Origin of the sequence: Streptomyces antioxidans (assembly GCF_000968685.2) — a bacterium.
Classification (GTDB): domain Bacteria; phylum Actinomycetota; class Actinomycetes; order Streptomycetales; family Streptomycetaceae; genus Streptomyces; species Streptomyces antioxidans.
In genome coordinates this window covers 114,379-138,960 of record NZ_LAKD02000120.1, presented here as the reverse complement: position 1 = coordinate 138,960, position 24,582 = coordinate 114,379, and the positions used below count along the sequence as shown (strand labels likewise).

Here is a 24,582-nt window from a genome sequence, read left to right as displayed (position 1 = left end):
TCGCTGTTGTGGGTCGGTTTTCACCGAGTACCCAGGCCCGCCGGGGCCAATCTCACGCCCCGTCGTCCTCGCGCTCCACGGCCGCCACCGTCTCGTCCAGCTCCCGGCGGTCCGCGCGCGCCTTCGCCCGGTCCTTGGCCGAGGCGTCGGTGACATCGAGGAAGACCTGGTCGGCATGGGGCCAGAGCTCGGCCATCGCCGTCTTGACGCGCACCAGGACCTCCTCGACCTCCTCGCTGTCGAGTCCGGGGAAGAGGTCGACCCGGGCCGCCACCAGCGTCGAGTCGTTTCCCAGACGCATCGTCAGCAGCGTGGTCACGGTGTCGATCTCCGGCTGCGACTCGAGGAACCGGCGGAACTCCCGGCGCTGGACCGGGTCGATCGCCTCACCGATGAGCCGCCCGCGCGACTCCCTGGCCAGCCGGTAGGCGACATAGACCAGCAGCGCCCCGATCAGGAAGGAGGCCGTGGCCTCATAGGCCACCTGGCCGGTCACCATGTGCAGCCACATGCCGAGCAGGGCGAACACCACGCCGAGACAGGCGGTGGAGTCCTCGGCCAGCACGGTGCGCAGTGTGGGGTCATCCCCCCTGCGCAGCTCGGTCGCCATGCCGCGGTTCGCCTCCCGGGCGTGCCCGCGCACCTGGACCAGCGCGCGGACCAGCGACGAGCCCTCGGCGACGAGCGCCACGCCCAGGACCGCGAGGCCCACCAGATAGCCGCTGTGGTCCTCGGAACTGCCCGCGCTCAGCGCCTCGGCACCCTGGAAGAAGGAGAAGCAGCCGCCCATGACGAAGATGCCGACGGCGGCCAACAGCGACCAGAAGTAGCGCTCCTTGCCGTAGCCGAACGGGTGTTGGTCATCGGGGGCCCGTCTGCTGCGCTTGAGGGAGGCGAGCAGGAACACCTCGTTGAGGCTGTCCGCGATGGAGTGAGCGGCCTCCGAGAGCAGCGCGGGGGAGCCCGAGAAGATCCCGCCGACGGCCTTGGCCAGCGCGATCACCAGATTGGCGCCGAGCGCGACGAAGACGGTGACGGCGGTGCGGGAGTCCTGGCCCCGCCGTGCGCCGGCCCCGTCCGGCCCGTGGCCGCCGTCCGGTGCGCGCGAGGTCTCCGGCGGATCCTGGGTACCCGGCGTACGCGCTGTTCCGTGCCGGTCGGTGGGTGAGTGGGCGGTGGAACGGCTCATCGGCGGGAAGCTCCGTGGGCGGGAAGTCCGTGCCGTCCTGATGGCCTTCTCCGCGGGGGGCGGCCGGACGGCCTGTCCCCTTCGCGGGTGTCCCGATGCCGGGACCTCAATCCTGACGCGAACCGTTACCCGCCCACCGGGGAGCGCGCCCCGCCGGATCCATCCGGTCCGCGGGGCGCGCTCGTGGTGGTGACGGAGCGGGGTCAGCCCGCCGGGGAGTTCGGGGACGTGGGGATCTTCGGCAGGTCGCTGAAGACGTCGAACCCCATGGCGGCGGCGATGAGCAGACCGATCACGCCCAGCGCCACCGCTCCCCAGGCCACCGCGGTCACCCAGGGTGCCCCGGCCGTCACCGGCCGCCGCTGGCGCAGCAGCACCACGGCGGCGATCACCACGGCGGCCAGTGCGAACAGCCCGTTGACGAGGGCCGTGGTGTGCCACGGAGTGCCGTACGCGGCGGAGATCTGATCGGCGGCCGCCCCGGACTGGACCTTGATCTGGCCGGCCAGCTGCTTGCGCTCCTGGAGCATGGTGCCGAGCCAGGTGCCGGAGAGCGAGGCGAGCCCGAGGCCCGCGGCGACGACCGAGGCGGCGCCGGGAACGATGCCCGGTGTGATGGCCGGGCGAGTGGTCGCGGTGTCATCGGCGGGGTCGTGCGCGTCCAGCGAGTCCCGCTGGTCCGAATCAGCGTTCGGGACACCCTCCGCCGTGGCTTCCTCGGCTTCTGCGGGCTGCGCTGCGGTGTCGGTCGGTTGGTCGGTCTTGGTGGTGTCCATGTGCCGCAACCGTACGGACCGAAGATGAAAACTCACTGAGAAAGCGATGTCCTTCGGCCGGCGGCACCGGCCGGGTGGTGGCCGGCCGCCCCGCATACGCTGACCGAAGGGTCCCACCGACGGCGGGGGACCCCTCGCCGTACGACGGGAGCGCCCTGTGGTCTCCTCCACCTCTGGCGCCGCCGCCCCCGACGGCGGGGCACGGCACCGGCTGCGGGCATGGCTGCTGGAGGGCCTGACCGACATCGCCAAGCGCCAGCCGGGGCCGTACGCCGAGCCGGAGGGCGCACACCAGGGACAGCCGTGGTGGCGGGTGATGTGCCTGACCGGTCTGGACTACTTCTCCACCCTCGGCTACCAGCCGGGTATCGCCGCCCTGGCGGCCGGGCTGCTCTCCCCGCTGGCCACCGTGGTGCTGGTGGTGGTGACCCTGGCGGGCGCGCTGCCGGTGTACCGCAGAGTGGCCGCGGAGAGCCCGCACGGCCAGGGCTCGATCGCGATGCTGGAGCGGCTGCTCACGTTCTGGAAGGGCAAGCTGTTCGTCCTCACCCTGCTGGGCTTCGCGGCCACCGACTTCCTCATCACCATCACCCTCTCCGCCGCCGACGCCACCGCCCATCTGGTGGAGAACCCGCATCTCACCGCCACCCTGGGCGGCCATGAGGTGGTCATCACGCTGATCCTGGTGGGAATGCTCGGCGCGGTGTTCCTCAAGGGCTTCACCGAGGCCATCGGGATCGCGGTGGCGCTGGTCGCCGCGTATCTGCTGCTCAACGCCGTCGTGGTGGTGGTCGGGCTCTGGCATGTGTGCACCGCGCCCCATGTGATCCCCGACTGGTCCCAGGCGCTGGTGGCCGAGCGCGGCAGCCCCCTGGTGATGGTCGGCGTGGCGCTGGTGATCTTCCCGAAGCTGGCCCTCGGCCTGTCCGGGTTCGAGACGGGCGTGGCCGTCATGCCGCATATCGAGGGCAAACCGGGGGACACCGAGGAGCGCCCCGCCGGACGCGTCCGGGGTGCCCGGAAGCTGCTCACCACCGCCGCGGTGATCATGAGCGTCTTCCTCATCACCTCCAGCCTCATCACCACCCTGCTGATCCCCCAGCGGGCGTTCGAACCGGGCGGCGAGGCCAATGGGCGCGCCCTGGCCTATCTCGCCCATGAGTACCTGGGCCCGGCGTTCGGCAGCGTCTACGACGCCTCCACCATCGCCATCCTCTGGTTCGCCGGTGCCTCGGCCATGGCCGGACTGCTCAATCTGATGCCCCGCTATCTGCCGCGCTACGGCATGGCACCCCACTGGGCGCGTGCGGTCCGCCCCATGGTGCTGGTGTTCATCGCCATCGCGTTCCTGGTGACCTGGCTCTTCGAGGCGGATGTGGACGCCCAGGGCGGCGCCTACGCCACCGGTGTGCTCGTGCTCATCACCTCGGCCGCCATCGCCGTCACCATCGCCGCCCGGCGCGCACGGCAGCGCGGCTGGACCCTCGGCTTCGGCGTCATCTCGCTGATCTTCCTGTACACCACCGCGGCCAACGTCATCGAGCGGCCCGACGGTGTCAAGATCGGCGCCTGTTTCATCGCGGGCATCATGGCCGTATCGCTGCTGTCCCGGGCGGCGAGGGCGTTCGAGCTACGGGTCACCAGCGTGACGTTCGACGCCCTGGCCGAGCGGTTCGTCCGGGACACCGCCCACCGCAGGATCCGCCTCATCGCCAACAAGCCGGAACGCCGCGACCTGGCCGAATACCGCGAGAAGCAGTACCAGATCCGGGCGGACAACGACATCCCGCCCGAGGACGACATCATCTTCGTCGAGGTCACGGTGGCCGACCCGTCCGAGTTCGAGAGCGACCTGCGGGTGTGCGGCGAGGTGGTGCACGGCCGCTACCGGGTGCTGACCCTGCAGAGCGCCACCATCCCGAACGCACTGGCGGCGCTGCTGCTGCGGGTGCGGGACATGACCGGGCAGCGCCCGCACATCTACTTCGAGTGGACGGAGGGCCATCCGCTGGGCCACTTCCTGCGCTTCCTCCTCTTCGGGCAGGGAGAGGTCGCCCCCGTCACCCGTGAGGTGCTCCGCGAGGCCGAGCCCGACCGCGGCCACCGGCCCCATGTCCACGTCGGCTGAACGGGTCCGTCAGCGCGCCACCGGGTCCGGCTCCGGATCCGGGTCCACGGCGGGCAGGCTGTCCATGAACGAGCTCACCGAGAACACCGCCCGCCCCGGCCCCGGCGGGCCGTACCCGGGCGGCGAGGACAGCCCGAAGTCCTCGAGCGTCGCCCGGTAGGTCTCCAGCAGCCGGATGTGGTACTCCAGCGGGGCGCCCTGCGGGTTCTCCTTGCCCAGCGGTGTCGTCGGCTCGGGGCACCAGGTGGTGAACCGGGGCACGACCCCGTGCGACATGAAGAAGCGCAGCCCCTCGGCGGTGGAGTCGATCGCCTCGGCCACCGACGCGAAGCCGAGCGGCTGCGCCATTTCCACGCCCGCCACGAAGTTGGGGATCACATTCCGGGCGCCGAACACCTCGGCCGAGTCCAGGATCCTGCGGTGCCACTCGTCCCGGCCGATGTAGCGCTCCTTGCCCGGGCAGTACAGCTCGAACAGCCGCCGGTCCCACACCTCGAAGTTGGGGTGGTAGATCCGCACCCCGTAGTCGTGGAACCGCTGGACGTCGGCCTTGGGCAGCGCCTGCGCCACCACCTTGCCGATCCACCGGCCGGGGAAGCGCTCCTCGATGGCCTTCGCGTACTGGCCGTAGAAGTCGGCCTCGTCCCGGCCGCCCACCCGCGAGGTGATGGCGCCGCCGGTGAGGGTGTACGCCTGCGAGGTGCGGGCGGTGTCATGGCGGTCGATGATCTCCAGCGCCTCCAGCACCTCCTCGACCGGCTTCACCCCGGTGTACGGGCGGCCCGCCGCCTTGTGCTGACGCCAGTTGTGGTTGATGTCGCAGTACTGGCACTCCTCCTTGGCGCCGAAGTACTGGCACACCCGGAAGACCGTCAGATAGACCAGATAGCCCCACTGGATGGTCGGCGCGACCTCCATCACCGACTTGCCGTTCGACAGCGTGTGGCGGTAGTAGTCCGGCATCGGCGGCAGCCCCACATCGGCGATCCGCGCACCGTCCAGATACAGCCCCAGCGCACCGTCCTCGCCGGCCCGGACCACATACGGCGACGCGGGGTTGACGCGCACGGACACCACGGTGCGGCGCAACTCGTACGGCCCGCCGGTGAGCACGATCTCCTCGGGCGGCCGGTTGAGCGCCGCGGCGCCCAGCTCCGGCAGGGTGCGGTGGTCGAACGAGAAGATGAAGTACGACTTCGGCTTGACGTCGCCGTCCTCGTTGCCGCTGAGCGCGGACTCGTCGAAGGCCATGCCGCCGCGCAGCAGGTCCTCCTTGAGCACGGCCTCCCGCGGCACCTGGGGGAAACGCCCCATCAGCCCCTCGATCAGCGTGGTTCGGCTCTCGCTCGCCATCTGCTGCACCATTCCCTGGCTCCGTACCGATGCGGTGTGGTGAGACATTCCCCCCGTGGGTCTCCGTGCCGCTGAACACCATAGATCAGCGCGGATGTTCGGCCCCAGGGCGCCCGCTCCGTGTCCGCCCGGTGTCCGCTCCCGGGCCGGCGCCCGCCCCGATGGGCGCTCCGGGGCCGGGGGACCTACGGTGGAAGGGCCATGGCTGTCAACCGGCTCGGCATGGTCGTCCACCGGGCCCGCCCCACCGCCGTCGCGGCGGCCCGCACCGCCCGCGGATGGGCAGCCGCGCATGGCATCTCCTGCTTCGAGCTGGACGTATGGCGAGGCGACCAGCCCCGGCGCAGCGCCCAGGAGGAGTCCGCGGCGGCCGGCCACCCCGATCTGATCGTCACCTTCGGCGGCGACGGCACCTTTCTGCGCGGCGCCCGGCTCGCCGCCAGGAACGGGGCCGCGGCGCTGGGGGTGAACGTGGGGCGGGTCGGCTTCCTCACCGAGATCGGCGTCGACCAGGTGGAGGACGCGCTGAACGCCGTCCACGAGGGCCGGGCCACGATCGAGGAGCGCATGCTGCTCACCCTGCGGGCGTCCCGGCCGCTGGAGATGCCCGAGGGCATGGAGGCGCTGCTGTGCTACGGGCGGGGTCCCGTACCGCCGCCGCCCAAGGTCCGCCCCGGGCGCGGCGCCGAGGAGACGGGCTGGGGCATTCCGCTGGATGTCAACGCCGTCAACGACGTGGTCTTCGAAAAGCTCGCCCGCGACCGTCAGGCCGGTCTCGGGGTGTATGTGTCCGCGCAGCTGCTCGCCTCGTACTCGGCCGACGCGATCATCGTGGCCACCCCGACCGGCTCCACCGCCTACAGCTTCGCCGCCGGCGGGCCGGTGGTCTCCCCGTACCTGGACGCGGTGGTCTTCACGCCGGTCGCCCCGCACATCGCCTTCGACCGCACCGTGGTGGCCGCGGTGGACGAGCCCATCGCCGTACGGGTGCTGCCCACCTCGGGGCGGGTGGCGGTCAGCCTCGACGGGCAGCTGCGCGGGGTGCTGAATCCGGGCGACTGGGTGGCGGCCTACCGGGCACCGGTCCGGCTGCGGCTGGTACGGCTCGCGCCGACGCAGTTCTACCACCGGCTGCGGGACCGCTTCCGGCTGGCCGACTCGCCCGCCGCCGACGCGGCCCCGCCGTTCTACCGCCCCAGCTCCCCGATCCCGCCGGACCTCGCGCATCTGCGGCTGCCCCCGGTGCCCGACGACCCACCGGGGCCGTAGCCCCGGGGCCGGGGCCGGGCCCGGAGGCGGGCCCGGACGGCCGACGCTGAAGATGCGCGGCACACCCCCCGGTGCCAGGCTGAGGGATGTGACAGCTCACGCGTTCCACAGCGACTTCGCGCTGCGTGTCAACGGTGCCAACCGCCCCCTCACCCTCGACCACCGGGTGACCCTGCTGGACGCCCTCCGCGAACACCTGGCGCTGACCGGGGTCAAGAAGGGGTGCGACCACGGGCAGTGCGGGGCCTGCACCGTCCTGATCGACGGGGAGCGCGTCAACAGCTGCCTGGTGTTCGCGGTGGCCGCCCAGGGCCGGGACATCACCACCATCGAGGGCGTGGCGAGCCTCGCCGCCCCCGATGAACTCCACCCGTTGCAGCGGGCGTTCCTGGACCACGACGGCTTCCAGTGCGGCTACTGCACACCCGGCCAGATCTGCTCCGCCATCGGTGCGCTCACCGAGGCCGCGCGCGGCTGGCCCAGCCATGTCACCGCGGACCTGGCGGCCGGGGCCGGCGCGCCGGGTGAGCTGGACGCCGACGAGATCCGGGAGCGGATGAGCGGCAACCTGTGCCGCTGCGGGGCGTACCCCGGCATCGTGGCCGCCATCCGCGAGGTCGCCGGGGCCGACGGTGGCGGGACGCCCGCCACCACCGGCGCGGCGGGAGGGGCGCGATGAGGCCCTTCGGCTACGAGCGCGCCACCGACCCCCAGGCCGCCACCGCGCTCGTGGCCGACTCCACCGAGGCGGTGTACCTGGCCGGGGGAACCAACCTGGTGGACCTGATGAAGCTCGGGGTGACCGAGCCCGCCCTGCTCGTCGACATCACCCGGCTCCCGTACGACACCGTCGAACACCGCCCGGACGGCGGGGTGCTCATCGGCGCGCTGGTCCCGGGCAGCCGCCTCGCCGGGGACCCCGGCGTCCGCGAGCGGTTCCCGGCGCTGGCCGAAGCGCTGCTTTCGGGCGCCTCCGGGCAGCTGAGGACCGTGGCCACCACCGGTGGCAATCTGCTCCAGCGCACCCGCTGCGTGTACTTCCAGGACGTGACCAAGCCCTGCAACAAGCGGCGCCCGGAGACCGGCTGTTCGGCCGTCCAGGGCCTCCACCGCGACCTGGCCGTGCTCGGCACCTCCGACTTCTGCGTGGCCAGCCACCCCTCGGACATGGCGGTGGCGATGGCCGCGCTCGACGCCGTCGTCCATCTGCGGCGGGTGGACGGCAGCTCCCGCGCGGTGCCCCTGAACGACTTCTACCTGCTGCCCGGTGACACCCCGCACCGCGAGACGGTGCTCCAGCCCGGCGACCTGATCACCGGAGTCGAGCTGCCACCGCCACCCGAGGGCGCCGCGATGTCCTACCGCAAGGTCCGCGACCGCTGGTCCTACGCCTTCGCGCTGGTGTCGGTGGCCGCCGTCGTGGCCACCGGGGCCGATGGCACCCTGCGGGAGATCCGGCTGGGGCTCGGCGGCGTGGGCACCCGCCCCTGGCGGGCCCGCGAGGCCGAGCGGCTGCTGACCGGCCGCCAGCCGACCGAGGAGCGCCTGCGGGAGGCGGCCCGGGCCGAGTTCGCCTCGGCGCGCCCGCTGCCGCAGAACGCGTTCAAGATCGACCTCGCCGTGGACGTCATCACCGCGGCCGTGCGCGGCCTGGTGGGAGGGGAGCCGCGATGACCACGCTCCAGCGGACCGTGGGCGCGGAGGTGACACGTGTCGAAGGGCGCGAAAAGGTCACCGGTGCCGCGCTCTACGCGTACGAGTACCCGGTGCCCGACGCCCTGTACGGATGGGCGGTGCAGTCCACCATTCCGCGCGGCACGGTGCGCGCCGTCCACACCGCCCCGGCGCTGTCCCTGCCGGGCGTGGTGGCCGTGCTCGACAGCCGCAACGTGCCCCGGCTGCAACCGACCGACACCCCCGAACTCGCCGTCCTGCAGTCCCCGGAGGTGGCCTACCGGGGGCAGATCGTGGCGGCCGTGGTGGCGGACACCTTCGAGACGGCCCGTCAGGCGGCGGCTGTCGTACGGGTCGAGTACGACGTGGACGACCACGACTCCGAGCTGCTGGACGGCGATCCGCGCATCTTCGTCCCCGAAACGGTCAACGGCGGCTACCCCGGGCACACGGAGACCGGCGATGTGGAGGCCGCCCTCGCCGCGGCGCCGGTCGTCCTCGACGCCACGTACACCACACCCCCCGAGCACACGGCCACGATGGAACCGCATGCCACCATCGCGGTCTGGGACGGGGACACCCTCACCCTCTACAACGGCGACCAGGGTCCCTGGATGACCGCCGCCAGGGTGGCCGAACTGTTCGGCCTGGACGAGGGCGCCGTACGGATCGTGGCGGACCACACCGGCGGCGGCTTCGGCTCCAAGGCGATTCCCCGCCCGCCCACGGTGCTCGCCGCGCTGGCCGCCCGCGCCGTGGGCCGCCCGGTCAAGGTGGCGGCCACCCGGCAGCAGATGTTCACCATGGTCTCGTACCGCACGCCCACCCTCCAGCGCGTCAGGCTCGGCGCCGAACGGGACGGCAGGCTCACCGCCATCTGGCACGACGCGCTGCAGCAGAGCTCCACGCTCACCCCGTTCTGCGAGCAGACGGTCGCCTGCACCCGCGTCATGTACGCCGCGCGCCACCGCAGGACCACCCATCGCCTGGCGCAGCTGGATGTGCCGACGCCCTCGTGGATGCGGGCCCCCGGCGAGGCGCCCGGGATGTTCGCGCTGGAGAGCGCGGTGGACGAGCTGGCCGTGGAGTTGGGCATGGACCCCATCGAGCTGCGGGTGGCCAACGAGCCGTCCGTGGACCCCGGGACCGGTCAGCCCTTCAGCAGCCGCAATCTGGTGGCCTGTCTGCGGGAGGGCGCGGCGCGCTTCGGCTGGGCGGGCCGCGACCCCGCGCCGGGCCGCCGCCGGGAGGGGCACTGGCTGCTCGGCACCGGAGTGGCGACGGGCAACTACCCCGCCCTCACCTGGCCCTCCACCGCGACCGCGCGCGCCGCACCCGGCGGAGGCTTCACCGTACGGATCGCCGCGGCCGACATCGGCACCGGCGCCCGCACCGCGCTGACCCAGGTGGCGGCGGACGAACTCGGTGTGGGGATCGACCGGGTCACCCTCGACATCGGCCGCAGCGCCTACGGCCAGGCGCCGTGGGCGGGCGGTTCGATGGGCCTCAGCTCGTGGGGCTGGGCGGTGTCCAAGGCGTGCCGGGCGCTGACCAAGCGGCTGGACGAGGTCTCCGGCGCGGTCCCGCCCGGCGGTCTCGAGGCGCGGGCGGACACCGCCGAGGACGTCGAGGCGCGCCGGGCGTTCTCGCGCCACGCCTACGGCGCCCAGTTCGCGGCGGTGCGGGTGGACGCGGTCACCGGCCAGGTGCGGGTCGACCGGCTGCTGGGGATGTTCGCCGCCGGACGTGTCATCAACCCCCGTACCGCGGGGTCGCAGCTGCGCGGCGGCATGTGCATGGGGCTGTCGATGGCGCTGTACGAAAACCTGGAGGCGGACCCGCGGTTCGGTGACTTCGCCAACCATGACCTCGCCACGTATCACATCGCTGCCCACGCGGATGTGCGCGATGTCCAGGCGCACTGGCTCGAGGAGAACGACGACGAGCTCAACCCGATGGGCAGCAAGGGCGTCGGGGAGCTGGGCATCGTCGGCACGGCGGCGGCGATCGCCAACGCGGTGTACCACGCCACGGGGGTGCGGGTCCGCGATCTGCCGATCACGGTGGAGCGGGTGCGCGCGGGGCTGTCCGGGGGGACGTCCCGGGGGCCGTCCATCCGCTGAGCGGTCGCCAGGCCCGTCGCGGCTCCGGGGGCGTGCCGCGGTGACGGCGCGGGACACCCGGTCGCGTGGGACGGAGGGGATCAGCCGTTGCCGGCCGCCCCGCCGTCCCCGATCGTCGCGCCGACCGCCTCCAGCGCGGTCGTCACCGGCTGGAAGAAGGTCTCACCGCCGGATCGCGGCTGCCGCCACGGCGGCGGCCCCGGCCCCCGCGAACACCATCTTTCGCTTGGGTACCCGTTTATGGCTCAACTCATGACCTCCTGTTGGGGGGTTACGGGATCCGCTCATCCGCGACGAACACGACCCCGCAGTGGATACGGGCGGCGCACGAGTTGCGTTCAGAGTGCTGGAGGAGATCTTTGCGGGGCCGTCTCCAGCAGCCCGTTCCCCGGCGGCCCCTGCACGGTGACCGCGGCGGCGAGCAGCTCACGCCACTCGGGGCCCGGTGGCAGGCGGCCGTATGCCCCGGCCCACCGGGGCAGGTGCGGGCGCGGTGCGGCAGGCGTCGATGACGAACGGGCAGCGGTGGGCGAAGACACAGCCCTCCCGCGCCGTCCAGGCGGGAGGTTCGGTCGACGGGCGTCGAGCACCGGCCGCGCGCCCCGTCGGCCGAAGGCCACGGTCAGCCGGAGAGCTTCAGCAGCCCGCTCATACCGCCACCTCCCGGTACCCGCGCCCACTTGTCCGCGACAGATCGAGCTCCCCGCCGCGGACACATCGCACCCGCCGCCTGTCGGAGGTCCCGCAGCGGCACCGGACCGTCCAGGCACTCGAGCGCGGCGAACGCGCAGCGGTCGGCGAACCGGCAGCCCGGCAGCCGCGCGCCCACCTCGGGCGGCGCTCCCGGGATCACCTCGAGATCGCGTCGCTCCCAGCCGCCGACCGTGGCCACCCGCAACAGCGCCTCGGTGTACGGATGCAGGGGATCGTTCAGCACCCGCTCGGCCGGGCCTTCCGCGGCCGGTCCGGGCTCGCGGACGTCACGCGACCAGCCGCTCGCGCACCAGATCGCTCAAGGCAGTGGAGGTCAGCACCTGGCGCACATGGGCCTCCATCCCGCGCCACACCCCGGGCAGCCCGGCCGCAGGGCCGCGGTAGCCGAGGTCGTCCAGCCCCTCGCCGCGCAGTGTCAGGAACGCCCCGTCCACCGCCAGCACGATGTCCGCGAGCGTGGTTTCGGCGGGGTCGCGGGCCAGCCAGTAGCCGCCCTCGCAGCCGCGCTGGCTGCGCACCAGACCGGCCTGGCGCAGATCGCGGAAGACCGCCTTGAGGAAACGGAAGGGGATGTCCTGGGAGGTCGCTATCGCCTCACAGGTGAGCGGCCTGCCGGGGTCCGCGGCCAGCTCCGCCAGCGCACGGACCGCGTAGTCCGCCTTCGCCGAGATCTGCATGCGGCCATTATGCAGTGGGGATTCACGGTGTTGTGCCTGGTGAGCGAAAGGACACCGGTTGACATCCATTACCGGTGCTTTCTACGGTCGGTGGCATGACGACGCCCGGCGGCGACCCCGCGCAGCAGCACGACGCGTTCCATCCGCATCTGGGGGCCGCCGCCTCCGACGGTCCGCTGCGGTCGCGTCTGCACCACATCCGCACCGAGGACGTGGACCCCGGCACCGCCCAGACCGAGGGCATGCGGCGGTTCGCCGCGATCAGCGGCCAGTCGGTGGGGTCCGAGCGGCTGTGGATGGGCCAGACCCATGTGGCGCCGGACACCGCGTCCGACAACCACCACCACGGCGAGTCCGAGACGGCCATCTTCGTGGTGCGGGGCCACCCCGAGTTCGTCTTCGCCGAGGAGCGGGACGGCCGCGTCGAGGAGGTCCGGCTGCGCACCCGGCCGGGTGACTACATCTTCGTACCTCCCTATGTGCCGCACCGGGAGGAGAACCCGGACCCCGATGACGAGGCGGTGGTGGTCATCGCCCGCAGCACCCAGGAGGCCATCGTGGTCAACCTGCCGGAGCTGTATGTGCTGGAGCGCGGGGAGTAACCGGCCGCGCGCGGATGGCCGCATCGGACCGGCCGACCGTGCATCCGTCCGCCCCTCGTGGGTAATCGCCACTGCTGTGCCCCCTTCACCGACGAAAGGAGCGGCATCGTGAGCGACGAACGACGAGCGGAGGAACGCGAGGAGCAGGGCGTTGTCCCCAGGGACCTCCCCGACCAGCAGGCGCAGAGCGGTCCCGACCACCTGGACGTGGCGGGCGCCGGTGACGAGCCGGACGAGGTGGACGACGTCCCCGAGACGGACGAGTCCGGCACCGGACGGCAGGGCCGGCCGCAGACCGGGAGCGTGCACCCCGAGCAGCCCGTCCCGGACGAGCCCTCGGGGTGAACAACCCCCGGCGTGGCACGGGGCGGCTCAGCTGCCGGCGGGGCGGGCGCGGACATGGATGCGCTCGCCCTGCGCCCCGAACAGCGAGAGGAACTCCACCGGCTGGTCCCCGGCGTTGGCGACGCCATGGGGGGTGCGGGTGTCGAATTCGGCGGCCTCACCGCCCGTGAGCACCAGATCGTGCTCGCCCAGCGCCAGCCGTAGCCGCCCGGAGAGCACATACAGCCACTCATAGCCCTCGTGCACCCGCTGCTCCAGCGGTTCATCGCTCCCGCCGCCCTGCGGCCGGGGCGGCAGGATCTGCTTGTACGCGTGCAGCCCGCCCAGATAGCGGGTCAGCGGGATGAAGGTCTGCCCGTGCCGGGTGAACGGCCGTGGATGGACCCGGGGATCTCCGGTGGCCGGCGCCCCCACCAGCTCGTCCAGCTGCACTCCGTACGCCTTGGCCAGCGGCAGCAGCAACTCCAGGGTCGGCTTGCGCTGCCCCGACTCCAGCCGCGACAGGGTGCTCAGCGAGATGCCCGTCGTCTCGCTGAGCTGGGCGAGAGTGGTGCCACGGGTGCGCCGGAGCGCCCGCAGCCGGGGCCCTACGGCGGTCAGCACCTCGGTGAGGTCTTCGTCGGCCATGAGGTCATTTGCCACCACGGCAAAGTTCTTTGTCAAGCGGCCACGGCCGGACGCACTCTCTTGACCCAACGAAGGGAGCACATCCGACATGACCACCAAGCCGCACGACATCCCGCCCGACACCACACCCGGGGAGTTCTGGGACACCTTCTACGGTGCCGAGGACCGCGTCTGGAGCGGCAGGCCCAACGCCGCCCTGGTGCGCCAGGTCACCGGGCTGACCCCCGGCCATGCCCTGGACCTGGGCTGCGGCGAGGGAGCCGACGCCATCTGGCTCGCCCGGCGGGGCTGGCGGGTCACCGCCGTCGACGTCTCCCAGGTGGCCCTCGACCGCGGCGCAGAACACGCGGCGTCGGAAGGCGTCGGCGACCGCATCACATGGCAGCCGCACGACCTGTCCGTGTCCTTCCCGCCCGGCACCTTCGACCTGGTCTCCGCCCACTTCCTGCACTCCTGGCTCGAGCTGCCACGGGAACGGATCCTGCGCAGCGCCGCGGGCGCCGTCGCACCGGGCGGAGTGCTGCTGATCACCGGACACGCCGGATTCCCGTCCTGGGCGACCGACCCCGATCCGGACGTCCACTTCCCCACCCCCGAGGAGGTGCTGGCCGGGCTGGAGCTCGCGGTAGGGGAGTGGGACGTCCTCGTCAGCGAGGTCCACGAGGAGAAGGTGACCGACCCCGAAGGACAGCCGGCCACCCGCGCCGACAACACCGTCAAGGTCCGCCGCCACTGACGGCTTTACGGCCGCCGACGGCGAGCGCCCGCCGCACTCAGGAAGCGCCTGACGAACCGGTGCGCCGGAACGCCCAGTCCATGCGCGGCTCCACCACAACGCGCAGGACCCGCCGCACCGGTTCCGTGCACAGTGCGGTGATCATGAGCACCGCGGCCGCCGTGACGGTGAGCTCCCCGAGCGGGGTGTGCAGCCACGGGTGGTCGTACCAGTCCCAGAAACGGGACGACTTGATGATGAAGCCGTGCAGCAGATAGCCGTACAGCGTCCCCGAGCCGAGCGCGGTGAACCAGGTACGGCGCCCCGGCACCCAGGCCAGGAAACAGGCCGTCAGCACCAGCGCCAGACCGAAGAGCAGGGGCGTGGTGAGCAGACCGGCCCAGGGCGGTACGCCGTCCAGCTTGGCGACGCTCGTGCGGTGGTAGAACCACTCCGCGTCCATCCAGGGCGCCACCGCGTACGCCGTGCACAGGGCGAAGGCCGCCACCGGAAGGGCGGCCAGCCGGGCCCGCCGGGTGCGCAGCCGGGTGAAGTGGTCCGGGCGCAGGGTGAGTCCGGCCACGAAGAACGGGAGGAACGCCAGCACCCGCTGGAGACCCAGATCCCCACCGGCCTCCGGTGAGATCGAGGCCAGCGCGGCCACCGCCAGCGCGACCGGTACCGGATGGCGCAGCGCGAGCCACAGCGGGGTGGTGACCCGCCAGATGAACAGCGCGACCAGGAACCACATCACATACCAGGGGTCGAGCAGGCTGATCGGATAGCCCGGGTCGTCCTGCGCCCAGCGGTAGAAGAGCGTGTACGCCACCTCGAAGACCAGATACGGCACCACGACGCCGGTGAGCAGCCGCTTCACCCGCCCCGGCGCCATGTCGAAACTCCGCGAGAAGTAGCCCGATATGAGGGCGAACGCCGGCATGTGGAACGCGTAGACCGTCAGGTAGATCGCGGTGGCCGCCCGGCTGCCGTAGGTGAGCGGCTCCCATGCGTGGCCGCACGCCACCAGCACGATGGTGAGGTACTTCGCGTTGTCGAAGTACGGGTCGCGCGTCCGGCCTCCGGACGCGCCGCCGTCGCGCGGCCGTGGCAGGGCCGGTGGTGTGGTCACACGGGCGGCGGTCTCCTGCTGCACAGATTCTCCCGGGCGCCTTTGATCGAGCCGACAGTCGAATCCTGGTCGTCTGCCCCGCTCTGCTCCTCTCATGCGGTCCAGGACTCGGGCCCCAGTACGTGCGGCCCGGCCGCGGCGTTCACCGGCGGGCGGCACGTTCCGGGGACCCCTGATGGACTCGGGCTGCCTCCTCAGGACGCCGGTAGCCTCCTCAGGACGCCGGTAGCCGGTCGAGCGAGGTGAGCTCGGCGTGTGCGGAGGCGAACAGCAGGGCGACGGCCAGGGCACCCGGGTCGGGGACGCCGCGCGAGTGGTCGCCGGTGTAGCTGGCGCGCCCGCGGCGGGCACGCAGATCGGTCGTGGAGCGGGCGCCCCGGTGGGCCGCCACCGCGGCCACACGGAGCGCGTGGCCGGGATCGGCGGTGGGTTCGCAGGAGGCGAGGGCCCGCGCGGCGGGAACGAGGGCGTCCACCATCGTCTTGTCACCCACCTCGGCCTCGCCGACCCGCTGGATCGCCGCCGCGCCCGCGGCGGTGCCGAGGGCCAGCGCCGCGGTTCCGGGCGGATGGGCGGCCACCCCGAGCGCGTCGGCGAGCTCCTGGAAGAGCAGCCCGAACAGGGGGCCGCTGGTGCCGCCCACGTCGTCGAGGAACACCCGTGCGGCGGCGTCCAGCGGTGCGTCCGGGCCCCTCCGGTCCCGCTCGCCGTTTCCCGCGCCCGCCGCCAGGGCGTCCAGCGCACGGCGTACGCCGTCCATCCCGGTGACCAGATTGGCGCCGAAGTCCCCGTCGCCCGCCTTCTGGTCGAGGGCGGTGAGCTCGGGTTCCACGGAGCGTACGGTGGCGGCGAACCGTGTCATCCAGTCCATGACGTCGGAGTGGGTGAGGCCCTTGGGGCCGGGCTGGTGGGGCATGGGCGGGGCAACTCCTCGGGGCGGTGGCGGGGTCACGGGGATCAGGCGGTCACGGGGACCAGGCGGGCACAGGGGGCAGGTGGTCACAGGGGCCAGGCGGGGGTGCGGGCGGGGGCGTCCCACAGCCGCAGCGCCTCCGCGTCGGTGGCGAACAGGGTCAGCGAGAAGCCCCGCATGTCCAGGGCGCTCACAAAGGTGCCGGTCATGGACCGGTCGAGGCCGACACCGCGGTCGTCCAGGGCCTTGGCGACCGCGTGGCGGATGCCGTACAGCTCCAGCGAGGTGATCGAGCCCAGCCCGTTGACCAGGGCGAGCACCCGTGTCCCCGCGCCGTCAGGCAGCGCGGCCAGCAGCTGGTCGGTCATGGTCTCGACCAGCTTGCCCAGCGGTGCGTGCGGGGTGGTCCCCTCGGCCCGCTCGCCGTGGATGCCGACCCCGAACTCCAGGACGTTGTCGGGCAGGGTGAAGGCCGGTGTCCCGGACTGGGGCGTGGTGTGGGCGGCCGCGGCGACGGCGAGGCTGCGGGCCCGCCGGGTCACATCGGTGCCGAGTGCGACCAGGTCCTCAAGACCGCGTCCCTCGTCGGCGGCGGCGCCGAGGATCTTCTCGACGATCAGGGTGGCACCGGTGCCGCGGCGGCCGACCGCGATGTCGTCAGAGTCGGTGGCGAGGTCGTCGTCGATGAGGACACGGGCGCAGCGGATGCCCTCGTGGGCCAGGCGCTCGGCGGCGATGCCGAAGTTGATGCGGTCTCCGGTGTAGTTCTTGACGATGTGCAGCACCCCGTCGGCCCGGGCGACGGCCCGGCTGGCCTCGAAGATCTGCCGGTTGTGGGGCGAGGCGAAGATCCGGCCGGGGCAGGAGGCGTCCAGCATCCCCGTCCCGAGGAAACCGGAGTGCAGTGGTTCATGGCCGGACCCGCCGCCCGACACCAGCCCGACGCGGCGGACGGGCGCGGTGTGGCGGGTGCGGAAGTATCCGTGGTCGGGCTGGTAGGCGACGAGATCGGCGTGGGCGGCGGCGAAGCCCGCGAGCGCGTCGGGAACGAGAGACTCGGGTGAGTCGCGGAAGTACTGGGGCATGGTCTCGGCTCCCTGGGCGAGTGGGGCGGACGGGTGGGCCCGGCGGTCGAGCGCCGTTCCGGCGGTACGAGGGCTCAGGCGTCCCGGCGGTACGAGGGCTCAAAGTCAGATAGTCGCCGGGACCCGGCGGCAGGGTGCTCAGGCTGGACAGCAGCGGGACCCCAACGGCCTATTGGCATACGCCGGTCGGGTACTGGCGGGGGTGTCCGGAGAGGGCCCGGCCCGGGTGCGGACGGGACGTGGCCGCGAGCGAATCGTGGGGATCGGTGGCGATGGACGGCCTCCGCCGGGGTACTCGGTGCACGCCCCGGGCCACGCGACTCAAGTGGCCTCCCCATCCCCCCATAGGACCAGGGAGCCAGGGTGACGGATATGAACACCGGGAATGACCGGAACTCCGGAGAGGCCGTGTCTCCCTACGGCCCGCTGTCGGGCTGCGTGGCGCTGGTGACCGGCGCGTCCAGCGGCATCGGAGCGGCCACCGCCGTGGCACTGGCCCGGCAGGGAGCCGATCTCGCACTGGTGGCCCGCCGTACGGAACGGCTGGAGGACCTGGCCGCCACCGTACGGAAGGAGGGCCGCTCCTGTGCCGTCCTCGCCGCCGATCTGCGGGACACGGCGCGGGCCCGTCAGTGCGTCGAGGACGCCGTCGAGCGGTGCGGGCGGCTCGATGTGCTGGTGAACAACGCCGGCGCCGTGGCGCCCGGCAGGATCGAGGAGGGCGACCCCGAGGGCTGGGAGCGGGTACTCGACCTCAACGTCAAGACCGTGCTGCACACCTCCCAGCAGGCGCTGCCGCATCTGCTGCGGGCGGCTTCCGACGGCCCGCGCGGGGTGGCGGATGTGGTGAACGTCAGCTCGGTGGCGGGCCGGGTGGTGCGGCCCGCCAACGGCGTGTACTCGGCCACCAAACATGCGGTGGGCGCCATGAGCGAGGCCATGCGCCAGGAGGTGACCGGCCGCGGTGTCCGGGTGGGGGTGATCGAGCCGGGCATGGTCGCCACGGAGCTGACGACCGACAGCGCGGTCGCCGCCGCCGGGCGCGGGATGCCGCGCGAGCTCTGGCTGCACCCCGAGGACATCGCCCGCGCGATCGCCTTCATGGTCACCCAGCCCTCGCACGCCGCCGTCAACGAGGTCATGGTGCGCCCCACCGCCCAGGAGCACTGAGGCCGGGGCCCGCGCCCAGCAGGGTGCGTACGACCGTCTCCACCAGGGCGTCGGCCTCCGCACGCGTCGGTGTGCCGAGCCGTTCGTCGAGCAGCAGTGTGCTCAGCCCGTGGACGAGGGCCCAGAGCCCGATCCGCAGGGGCTCGCGCCGCTCCGCTTCCGCGATGGCCGCGATGCGCTCCGCCACGATGGCGATCGCCGCGTCGGAGGCGGCGATGGCGTCGGGGTGGGTGCTGCACGCCTGCCCGAACATCAGGCGGTACACCCCGGGGTGGTCCAGCGCGTAGTCGACCGCCGTGCGCGCCATCGCGATGAGCTCCGCGTCGGGGCCGTCCCCGGGGCCGACCGCGGCGAGGCGTTCGCCCAGCTCCGTGAAGCCGCGGGTGGCGAGGGCGGCGAGCAGCGCCTCCTTGTCGCGGTAGTGGCGGTAGGGGGCGTTCGCGGAGACCCCGGCGTGCCGGGCGACCGCGCGCAGCGACAGTTCGCCCGGGCCCTCGGTGTTGAGGAGCGCCAGAGCGGAGTCCAGCAGGGCCGCGCGCAGATCCCCGTGGTGGTATCCCGCACCAGTAGATGTTGACAGTGTCCACACCTCCATCCTTCAATGTGGACATCGTACACATCGATGCGGGCCGGTCCGTGGGGACGCGGCCCGCCCACGGGAGCGCCCGATGACCGAACGACTCGCCCCTCCCGCCCAACGCCCCTGGCGGTGGCTTTGGGGCGGCGCCGCGGCGTCCTTGCTGTCCGTCGGCGGCCGGTTCGACGTGCCGTTGGCCGCATGGGTGGCGCCGCTGCTCCTCCTCCGCTTCCTGCGCCACACCCGCCCGCTCGTGGCACTGCCCGCGGTGTTCGCCGTCACGGTGGCGTCGGCCGCGGTGTGGATGGCCGAACTCGCCGTACCCATCACCTGGCTCGTCTTCCTGGGGGACGTTGCCTTCGGAGTGGCCTACGGGCTGCCGTACCTCGTCGACCGGCTGCTCGGCCCGCGCGCAGGGACCCTCGGCCGGGTGCTGCTGTTCCCGGCCGCGGCCATGTCCGTGGAATTCCTCCTCGGCACCTACGGCCCGTTCGGCACCGCCTACGGCATGCGGGCCGCGTCCCAGCACACGAGTACCGCACTGCTGCAGATCACCGCGCTGACCGGGCCGTATGCCATCGCGTTCGTCATCGGGGCGGGTGCGACGATCGGCAATCTGGTCTGGGAGCGGGGGCTCCACCGACCCGCTCTGCGGTGGGCCGCCGCCTACGCCACGGCCGTCGCGCTGATCGTCGTCGGTGGGCAGCTCCGCCTGATGTCCACGGACACCGGCGGCGACACCGTCAAAGTGGCCGGTATCAATCCGAGCCGCGCGGCCATCGACGCCGAGACGGCGGTGCACGGCGCCTCCCGGCTCGCCGTCACCGACCCCCGCCGTGTCGACCGGGCCGATGTGCGCAGGGCCATGCGACCGCTCCTGGACGACCTGTTCCGCCAGACCGCCCGGGCGGCCGCCGCCGGAGCGCGGATCGTCGTCTGGTCCGAGAACGCCGCGCGGGTGACCGATGAGGACCACCGCGCGTTCCTGCGCCGGGCATCGGCGGCGGCGGACGCGCACCACGTCTATCTTCTGGTGGCCGACCTGACCTATCTCCCGGACGCGCCCCACGGCAGGGACGAGACCCATCTCTTCGGCCCCGACGGCAGGAAGCTGTGGGACTACGAGAAGGCCCGGCCCATCCCCGGGCTCGAGATCTACACACCGGGCGACGGCCATGTGCCCGTCGTCGACACCCCGTACGGACGCCTGGGGAACGTCATCTGCTACGACGCCGACTTCCCGGCGGGCAACCACATCGACGCCGACATCGTCTTCGTCCCCGGCGGCGACTGGCCCGAGATGGGGCGCACCCACACCGCCATGGCCGGGCTGCGCGCGATCGAGAACGGCTATGCGCTGGTCCGGCAGGATTTCAACGGCCAGTCCAGCGCCTATGACGCCACCGGACGGCTGCTGTCCACGCAGGACACCACCACCGACGCGGGCGTCTGGTACGCCGACGTTCCCCGCCACGGCTCGCGCACCCCGTACTCCCGCACGGGTGATCTCGTGTCCTGGGGCGTGCTCGTCGGCACCGTGGCCGTGGCGGTGGTTCTCGCCGGGCGCACCCGGCGCCGCTCCGCTCCGCCATCCGGGTCCGCTTCCTCCGCGCGGGCGTCCGCCGTTGGCCCGGGCAGGTGACGGACACCGGGCGGGCCATGACCCGAACGCCGTACGGCGGTGGCCGGGGGAGCGGGCCCGGGACAGGTCTCGCGACGGGACCACCCCACCCCGCACGGCCGGTGCACCCCACTCCAAGCCACGCCGCTGACCTGCACCGATGGCCCCGGCAACGGTGGGGTGGCGACTCATCGCGCCGACGGAAGACGAGCGGCCGGAGCCACGTTCCGTGGTGCCGGACGCCCGCCATCCGGCCGACGGCACGGGCCGTGTGGGTGCTCGACCTGCCCCGTCCCGGATGACAGCGTGGCCGCCATGGAGCACAGCCCAGGACCGCAAAACGTGCGCGCGAGGCTGCTGCTGGCCAGCGCCACCATGCTCTTCGTCGAGCTGGCGCTGATCCGGTGGACCGGCGCCAATATCGTCCATCTGAGCTATTTCTCGAACTTCATCCTCTTGGGCTCGTTCCTCGGAATCGGCCTGGGATTCCTGCTGCCCGCCGACCGCGGGCAGTGGCTGATCCGCTGGACGCCCATTCCGCTCGCCGTTCTCGTCGTCCTCGTGCGCGAATTCCCGGTGCAGGTGCGGCAGACCAGCGGCGAGGTCATCTACTTCACCGCCGTGAAGACCACCGGTCTGCCCCAGTGGGTGACCCTGCCGGTGCTCTTCGGGCTGACCGCGCTGATCATGATGGCCATCGGCAAGATGACGGCCGATCAGTTCCGCCGGCTGCCCTCGCTGGAGGCCTACCGCTTCGACCTGCTGGGCTCGCTCACCGGCTCGGTGTCCTTCGCTCTGCTGTCGTGGCTGCGCGCACCGTCGGTGGTGTGGGGGGTGATCGCCGCGGCGGCGCTGCTGACCCTCGGCGGGCGCCGCAACACCATCAGGTATGCGGTGCCGCTCGCGCTGATGGTGGCCATCCTGGCGCTGGAGACGGCGGCCAGCGGCATCTCCTGGTCCCCGTACTACAAGATCGAGGTCACCAGGCCGACCTCCGGCAGCCGGGACTACAAGATCTCCGCCAATGGCGTACCGCACCAGTCCATCGCGCCGCTGAGGGTGCTCAGACGCCCCGACTCCCCGTACGAGCAGCCCTACCGCGAAACGCCGCGGAACTCCCACCGCCGGGTGCTGGTCATCGGGGCGGGCAATGGCAACGACGTCGCGATGGCGCTCGCCCACGGCGCCCAGCGGGTGGACGCCGTGGAGATCGACCCCAGGCTGCAGGAGATCGGTTCCTCACTGCACCCGGCCCGGCCCTACGACAACCCCCGGGTCCATGTGCACATCAACGACGGCCGGGCCTTCCTCGAGCGCACCAAGACCCGCTACGACCTGGTCGTCCTCGCGCTGCCGGACTCCCTGACCCTGGTGTCGGGCGCGAGCAACCTGCGCCTGGAGAGCTATCTGTTCACCCGGCAGGCGTTCGAGGCGGCCCACCGCCACATCGCCCCCGGCGGCGCGTTCGCCATGTACAACTACTACCGCCAGAACTGGCTCATCGACCGGTTCGGCTCCACCGTCACCTCCGTCTTCGGCCACGCCCCCTGCATCACCCACTACGGGGGCAAGAAGGCAGCCGTGCTGGTGGCCGGTGTCACCTCCGGCGACCAGTCCTGCACCACCTCCGCGTGGCGCCCCTCCGGCGCGGTGCCCCCGGCTGCCAGCGATGACCACCCCTTCCCCTATCTGCTGCACCGCACCATCCCCACCCTCTACATCGGGGTCCTGGGCGCCATCCTGCTGGTGACACTGGTGTCGGTACGGCTGACCGGGGTCCGGCTGAGGCGCACCGCCCGCTATGTGGACATGTTCCTGCTCGGTGCGGCGTTCATGCTGCTGGAGACCAAGAACGTGATCGGGTTCGCCCTGTACTTCGGCACCACCTGGCTGGTCAACGCCATGGTCTTCGCGGGGGTGCTGCTGGCCGTGCTGTGCGCGGTGGAGGTCAGGCGCAGACTGCGCCGGGTCAATCAGCTGGTGCTGCAACTGATGCTCTTCGCCAGCCTCGCCATCGCCTGGCTGGTCCCGTCCCATGTGGTGCTGGGGCTGCCCTTCGGCCCCCGGCTGGCCGCCGCGATCGCGCTGGCCTTCGCCCCCATCTTCTGCGCCAACCTCATCTTCTCCGACCGGCTGGCGGCCGCGGCCGACCCCACGTCGGCGTTCGGCGCCAATCTGCTGGGCTCCCTGTTCGGCGGCACCCTGGAGTATCTGGCCCTGCTCACGGGCTATCAGGCGCTGCTGCTGGTGGTGGCGGTGCTGTACGCGGGTGCCTGTGTGGCCATGCGCTTCACCCGCCGCGGCCCCGGCGACATCGCCACCCAGGAACCCCTCACCGTGCAGACGGCGCCACGCCCCTGAGCGCCCCTTCCCCAGCCGCCCCCGACCGCTTTCCGGCCGGGGGCGGCGTGCGTGGCGCGGGCGGTCGGGGCGTGGCGCGGTCCGCCGCGGTCACTCGAACATCACGTAGTCCGGGCGTGGCCGCAGGGCCAGCACCTCCTCCGGGGTCATCAGCCGGCTCCCCTCGGTGTCCTCCTCGTAGAAGAGCTTGAAGCCGGTGCGCACACCATCGGGCTGGTTCTTGACCAGCTGTCGCCAGGTGTTCCGCTTCATCCCCGGCGAACCTATGCCGTCCGCGCTCTTGATGAACACCACCCCGGGCTGCGGGCGCAGACCGGACTGGTCGCTGACGACGGACACGGCCACCTGGTGGAAGACGAGTGGCTTCTGCGGCAGGTCGTGCTCGTCGACGATCCCGGAGAGATAGCGGGCCACATCGGTGAGCTCCTTGCCGCTGGTGTGGCCGTAGGTGTTCCCCGGCACCTCGCCCGGACCCATCTCCCACTCCGGGTCCAGGGCTATGCCGACATCGGGGTGGACCAGCCACTCGCGGAGTGCCTTGACCTCACCGAGTACCGAGGCCCGGCCCGGCTGGATGTTCAGCAGCAGCAGGGCGCGGTGGCGCTTGGCCGCGTCATGGAAGCGGCGGATGGTGTCGGAGGAGGTGCGGGAGCGGTAGGTGCCATCGGGGCCCGCGGTGCTGTTGGCGACGGTCGCGAGGAGTTCGAGCACCGGCTGCGGTTCACGGTCCGCGGCGTAGGCGCGGGCGGTCTTCTCGATCTGGCGCACCCGGTCGTCGAGGTCCCCGACGCCGAGCCGCCCGAGCGCGGCGGCCCCGGGCAGCCCGCAGTAGCCCACCAGCCGGTAGCGGGACAGCTCCCGGCCGCCCCGCGGCAGCTCGGGCCGCGGTTTCGGAGTGGGCGACGGGGAGTGCTTGGACGGGGTGGCGGACGGCGAGCGCTTCGCCTTCGTGGACTCCTGCGAGCCCGCTCCGGAGGCGGAGCCGGCCGACTCCTCGCCGCAGCCGGCGAGCAGCCCGAGCCCGGCCGCCGCGGCCACCGAGAGCATGCCGCGCCGGGAAGGTGGCGGATTCCCCGATCCTCCGCCACCATCGCCGTGCCGCAGGAGGTCCTGCCCGGCCGATACCCCGTGGGTCGTCGGCTTTCCGGATGTGCTGTGAGCCACGTTCCCTCCGTCCGCGGTGCCGGGTCGGCGGACCGGGCACCGGTCTGTTGTGCGGGCCGATGGGTTGTCCGTGCCAGGCAGCCTGTCCGGTATGACGAAGGCGAAACGGAATAGTGTCCGCCGGGCGGAGGTCACGCGTCGCTTTCGCCCCGGTAACCGGTGATCGACTCGGTGTACTATCTCCGAACAATTTCGCGAGCGGGTCGTCGACCCGCTCCAACTTCCCCCTGGAGAAACTCAGTTGAAGCCCTTCCTCCTCACCCTTGTCATCGCCGGTTTTGTCGCGGTGCCCGCCATATCGGCGACCACGTACGACCGGACCACGCTCATAGGTGCCACGGAGGAAGCTGAAGACATCATGTACTGGTAG

Annotated in this window: 23 protein-coding genes; 12 read left to right on the top strand and 11 right to left on the bottom strand. The window is 72.3% G+C overall.

Going from position 1 to position 24,582, the window contains the following annotated elements; translation table 11 throughout:
* Positions 1 to 52: 52 nt before the first annotated feature.
* Both VT50_RS34580 and VT50_RS34575 read right to left on the bottom strand, forming a co-directional pair.
* Positions 53 to 1,189, bottom strand: coding sequence for a cation diffusion facilitator family transporter (locus VT50_RS34580; RefSeq protein WP_046090836.1), 1,137 nt, complete (start codon positions 1,187 to 1,189; stop codon positions 53 to 55).
* Positions 1,190 to 1,392: 203 nt separating this feature from the next.
* Positions 1,393 to 1,965, bottom strand: coding sequence for a hypothetical protein (locus VT50_RS34575; RefSeq protein ID WP_046090835.1), 573 nt, complete (start codon positions 1,963 to 1,965; stop codon positions 1,393 to 1,395).
* 157 nt (positions 1,966 to 2,122) lie between these two features.
* On the opposite strand from VT50_RS34575, the gene VT50_RS34570 reads away from it, so the two are divergent.
* Positions 2,123 to 4,093 carry an APC family permease gene (locus tag VT50_RS34570; protein ID WP_046090834.1) on the top strand — a complete coding sequence of 657 codons (1,971 nt, stop codon included), beginning with the start codon at positions 2,123 to 2,125 and terminating at the stop codon, positions 4,091 to 4,093.
* 9 nt (positions 4,094 to 4,102) lie between these two features.
* On the opposite strand, the gene VT50_RS34565 is transcribed toward VT50_RS34570, so the two are convergent.
* Positions 4,103 to 5,446, bottom strand: coding sequence for a radical SAM protein (locus tag VT50_RS34565; protein ID WP_046090842.1), 1,344 nt, complete (start codon positions 5,444 to 5,446; stop codon positions 4,103 to 4,105).
* Between the two features lie 201 nt (positions 5,447 to 5,647).
* Here VT50_RS34565 and VT50_RS34560 point away from each other — a divergent pair, with 201 nt between their 5' ends.
* Genes VT50_RS34560 through VT50_RS34545 form a run of 4 tightly spaced genes read left to right on the top strand, consistent with a single transcriptional unit; the run spans position 5,648 to position 10,512 of the window.
* A complete protein-coding gene (locus tag VT50_RS34560; RefSeq protein WP_079343947.1) occupies positions 5,648 to 6,715 on the top strand; it encodes an NAD(+)/NADH kinase in 1,068 nt (355 codons plus the stop codon).
* A gap of 52 nt (positions 6,716 to 6,767) precedes the next feature.
* Complete coding sequence (locus tag VT50_RS34555) at positions 6,768 to 7,394, top strand: 2Fe-2S iron-sulfur cluster-binding protein (protein ID WP_079343946.1); 627 nt, start codon at positions 6,768 to 6,770, stop codon at positions 7,392 to 7,394.
* Complete coding sequence (locus VT50_RS34550; RefSeq protein ID WP_046086305.1) at positions 7,391 to 8,389, top strand: FAD binding domain-containing protein; 999 nt, start codon at positions 7,391 to 7,393, stop codon at positions 8,387 to 8,389. Before VT50_RS34555 ends, VT50_RS34550 begins: the two co-directional genes overlap by 4 nt.
* Positions 8,386 to 10,512 carry a xanthine dehydrogenase family protein molybdopterin-binding subunit gene (locus tag VT50_RS34545; protein ID WP_046086306.1) on the top strand — a complete coding sequence of 709 codons (2,127 nt, stop codon included), beginning with the start codon at positions 8,386 to 8,388 and terminating at the stop codon, positions 10,510 to 10,512. The genes VT50_RS34550 and VT50_RS34545 overlap by 4 nt, the downstream gene beginning before the upstream one ends.
* A gap of 622 nt (positions 10,513 to 11,134) precedes the next feature.
* Here VT50_RS34545 and VT50_RS34540 read toward each other — a convergent pair.
* Both VT50_RS34540 and VT50_RS34535 read right to left on the bottom strand, forming a co-directional pair.
* A complete protein-coding gene (locus VT50_RS34540; RefSeq protein ID WP_046086307.1) occupies positions 11,135 to 11,449 on the bottom strand; it encodes an oligopeptide/dipeptide ABC transporter ATP-binding protein in 315 nt (104 codons plus the stop codon).
* A gap of 43 nt (positions 11,450 to 11,492) precedes the next feature.
* Positions 11,493 to 11,903 (bottom strand): RrF2 family transcriptional regulator, encoded by a 411-nt coding sequence (locus tag VT50_RS34535; RefSeq protein ID WP_046086308.1) that lies wholly within the window; start codon positions 11,901 to 11,903, stop codon positions 11,493 to 11,495.
* A gap of 95 nt (positions 11,904 to 11,998) precedes the next feature.
* On the opposite strand from VT50_RS34535, the gene VT50_RS34530 reads away from it, so the two are divergent.
* A complete protein-coding gene (locus VT50_RS34530) occupies positions 11,999 to 12,505 on the top strand; it encodes a cupin domain-containing protein (protein WP_046086309.1) in 507 nt (168 codons plus the stop codon).
* 108 nt (positions 12,506 to 12,613) lie between these two features.
* The gene (locus VT50_RS34525) at positions 12,614 to 12,850 is read left to right on the top strand and encodes a hypothetical protein (protein ID WP_046086310.1); all 237 of its coding nucleotides are present in this window, start codon (positions 12,614 to 12,616) and stop codon (positions 12,848 to 12,850) included.
* Between the two features lie 27 nt (positions 12,851 to 12,877).
* On the opposite strand, the gene VT50_RS34520 is transcribed toward VT50_RS34525, so the two are convergent.
* Positions 12,878 to 13,477: a helix-turn-helix domain-containing protein gene (locus tag VT50_RS34520; RefSeq protein WP_046086311.1), complete on the bottom strand. Its 600-nt coding sequence runs from the start codon at positions 13,475 to 13,477 to the stop codon at positions 12,878 to 12,880.
* A gap of 88 nt (positions 13,478 to 13,565) precedes the next feature.
* Between VT50_RS34520 and VT50_RS34515 the strand changes: the two genes are divergently transcribed.
* Entirely contained in the window at positions 13,566 to 14,213 is a 648-nt protein-coding gene (locus VT50_RS34515; protein ID WP_046086312.1) for a class I SAM-dependent methyltransferase, read from the top strand.
* Positions 14,214 to 14,250: 37 nt separating this feature from the next.
* On the opposite strand, the gene VT50_RS34510 is transcribed toward VT50_RS34515, so the two are convergent.
* The 3 genes from VT50_RS34510 to VT50_RS34500 form a co-directional block, all read right to left on the bottom strand.
* A complete protein-coding gene (locus VT50_RS34510; RefSeq protein WP_107424946.1) occupies positions 14,251 to 15,345 on the bottom strand; it encodes an acyltransferase family protein in 1,095 nt (364 codons plus the stop codon).
* Positions 15,346 to 15,535: 190 nt separating this feature from the next.
* A complete protein-coding gene (locus VT50_RS34505; protein ID WP_078840714.1) occupies positions 15,536 to 16,237 on the bottom strand; it encodes a DAK2 domain-containing protein in 702 nt (233 codons plus the stop codon).
* Between the two features lie 83 nt (positions 16,238 to 16,320).
* The gene (locus tag VT50_RS34500; RefSeq protein WP_046086313.1) at positions 16,321 to 17,319 is read right to left on the bottom strand and encodes a dihydroxyacetone kinase subunit DhaK; all 999 of its coding nucleotides are present in this window, start codon (positions 17,317 to 17,319) and stop codon (positions 16,321 to 16,323) included.
* A 372-nt stretch (positions 17,320 to 17,691) separates the two neighbouring features.
* Here VT50_RS34500 and VT50_RS34495 point away from each other — a divergent pair, with 372 nt between their 5' ends.
* Positions 17,692 to 18,489, top strand: a complete 798-nt coding sequence (locus tag VT50_RS34495) for an SDR family oxidoreductase (RefSeq protein WP_078840715.1) — start codon at positions 17,692 to 17,694, stop codon at positions 18,487 to 18,489.
* Here the strand turns inward: VT50_RS34495 and VT50_RS34490 are convergent.
* Positions 18,458 to 19,078 (bottom strand): TetR/AcrR family transcriptional regulator, encoded by a 621-nt coding sequence (locus VT50_RS34490; RefSeq protein WP_158083241.1) that lies wholly within the window; start codon positions 19,076 to 19,078, stop codon positions 18,458 to 18,460. The genes VT50_RS34495 and VT50_RS34490 overlap by 32 nt on opposite strands.
* A 79-nt stretch (positions 19,079 to 19,157) precedes the next feature.
* Here VT50_RS34490 and VT50_RS34485 point away from each other — a divergent pair, with 79 nt between their 5' ends.
* Positions 19,158 to 20,708 carry a nitrilase-related carbon-nitrogen hydrolase gene (locus VT50_RS34485; protein WP_053048567.1) on the top strand — a complete coding sequence of 517 codons (1,551 nt, stop codon included), beginning with the start codon at positions 19,158 to 19,160 and terminating at the stop codon, positions 20,706 to 20,708.
* Positions 20,709 to 21,029: 321 nt separating this feature from the next.
* On the top strand, positions 21,030 to 23,048 hold the full coding sequence (locus tag VT50_RS34480) for a spermine/spermidine synthase domain-containing protein (protein ID WP_240529421.1): 2,019 nt from the start codon (positions 21,030 to 21,032) through the stop codon (positions 23,046 to 23,048).
* A gap of 90 nt (positions 23,049 to 23,138) precedes the next feature.
* Here the strand turns inward: VT50_RS34480 and VT50_RS34475 are convergent, their stop codons facing one another.
* Positions 23,139 to 24,212 (bottom strand): hypothetical protein, encoded by a 1,074-nt coding sequence (locus tag VT50_RS34475; RefSeq protein ID WP_053048568.1) that lies wholly within the window; start codon positions 24,210 to 24,212, stop codon positions 23,139 to 23,141.
* A gap of 241 nt (positions 24,213 to 24,453) precedes the next feature.
* Here VT50_RS34475 and VT50_RS41100 point away from each other — a divergent pair, with 241 nt between their 5' ends.
* On the top strand, positions 24,454 to 24,582 hold the full coding sequence (locus tag VT50_RS41100; protein ID WP_276207361.1) for a hypothetical protein: 129 nt from the start codon (positions 24,454 to 24,456) through the stop codon (positions 24,580 to 24,582).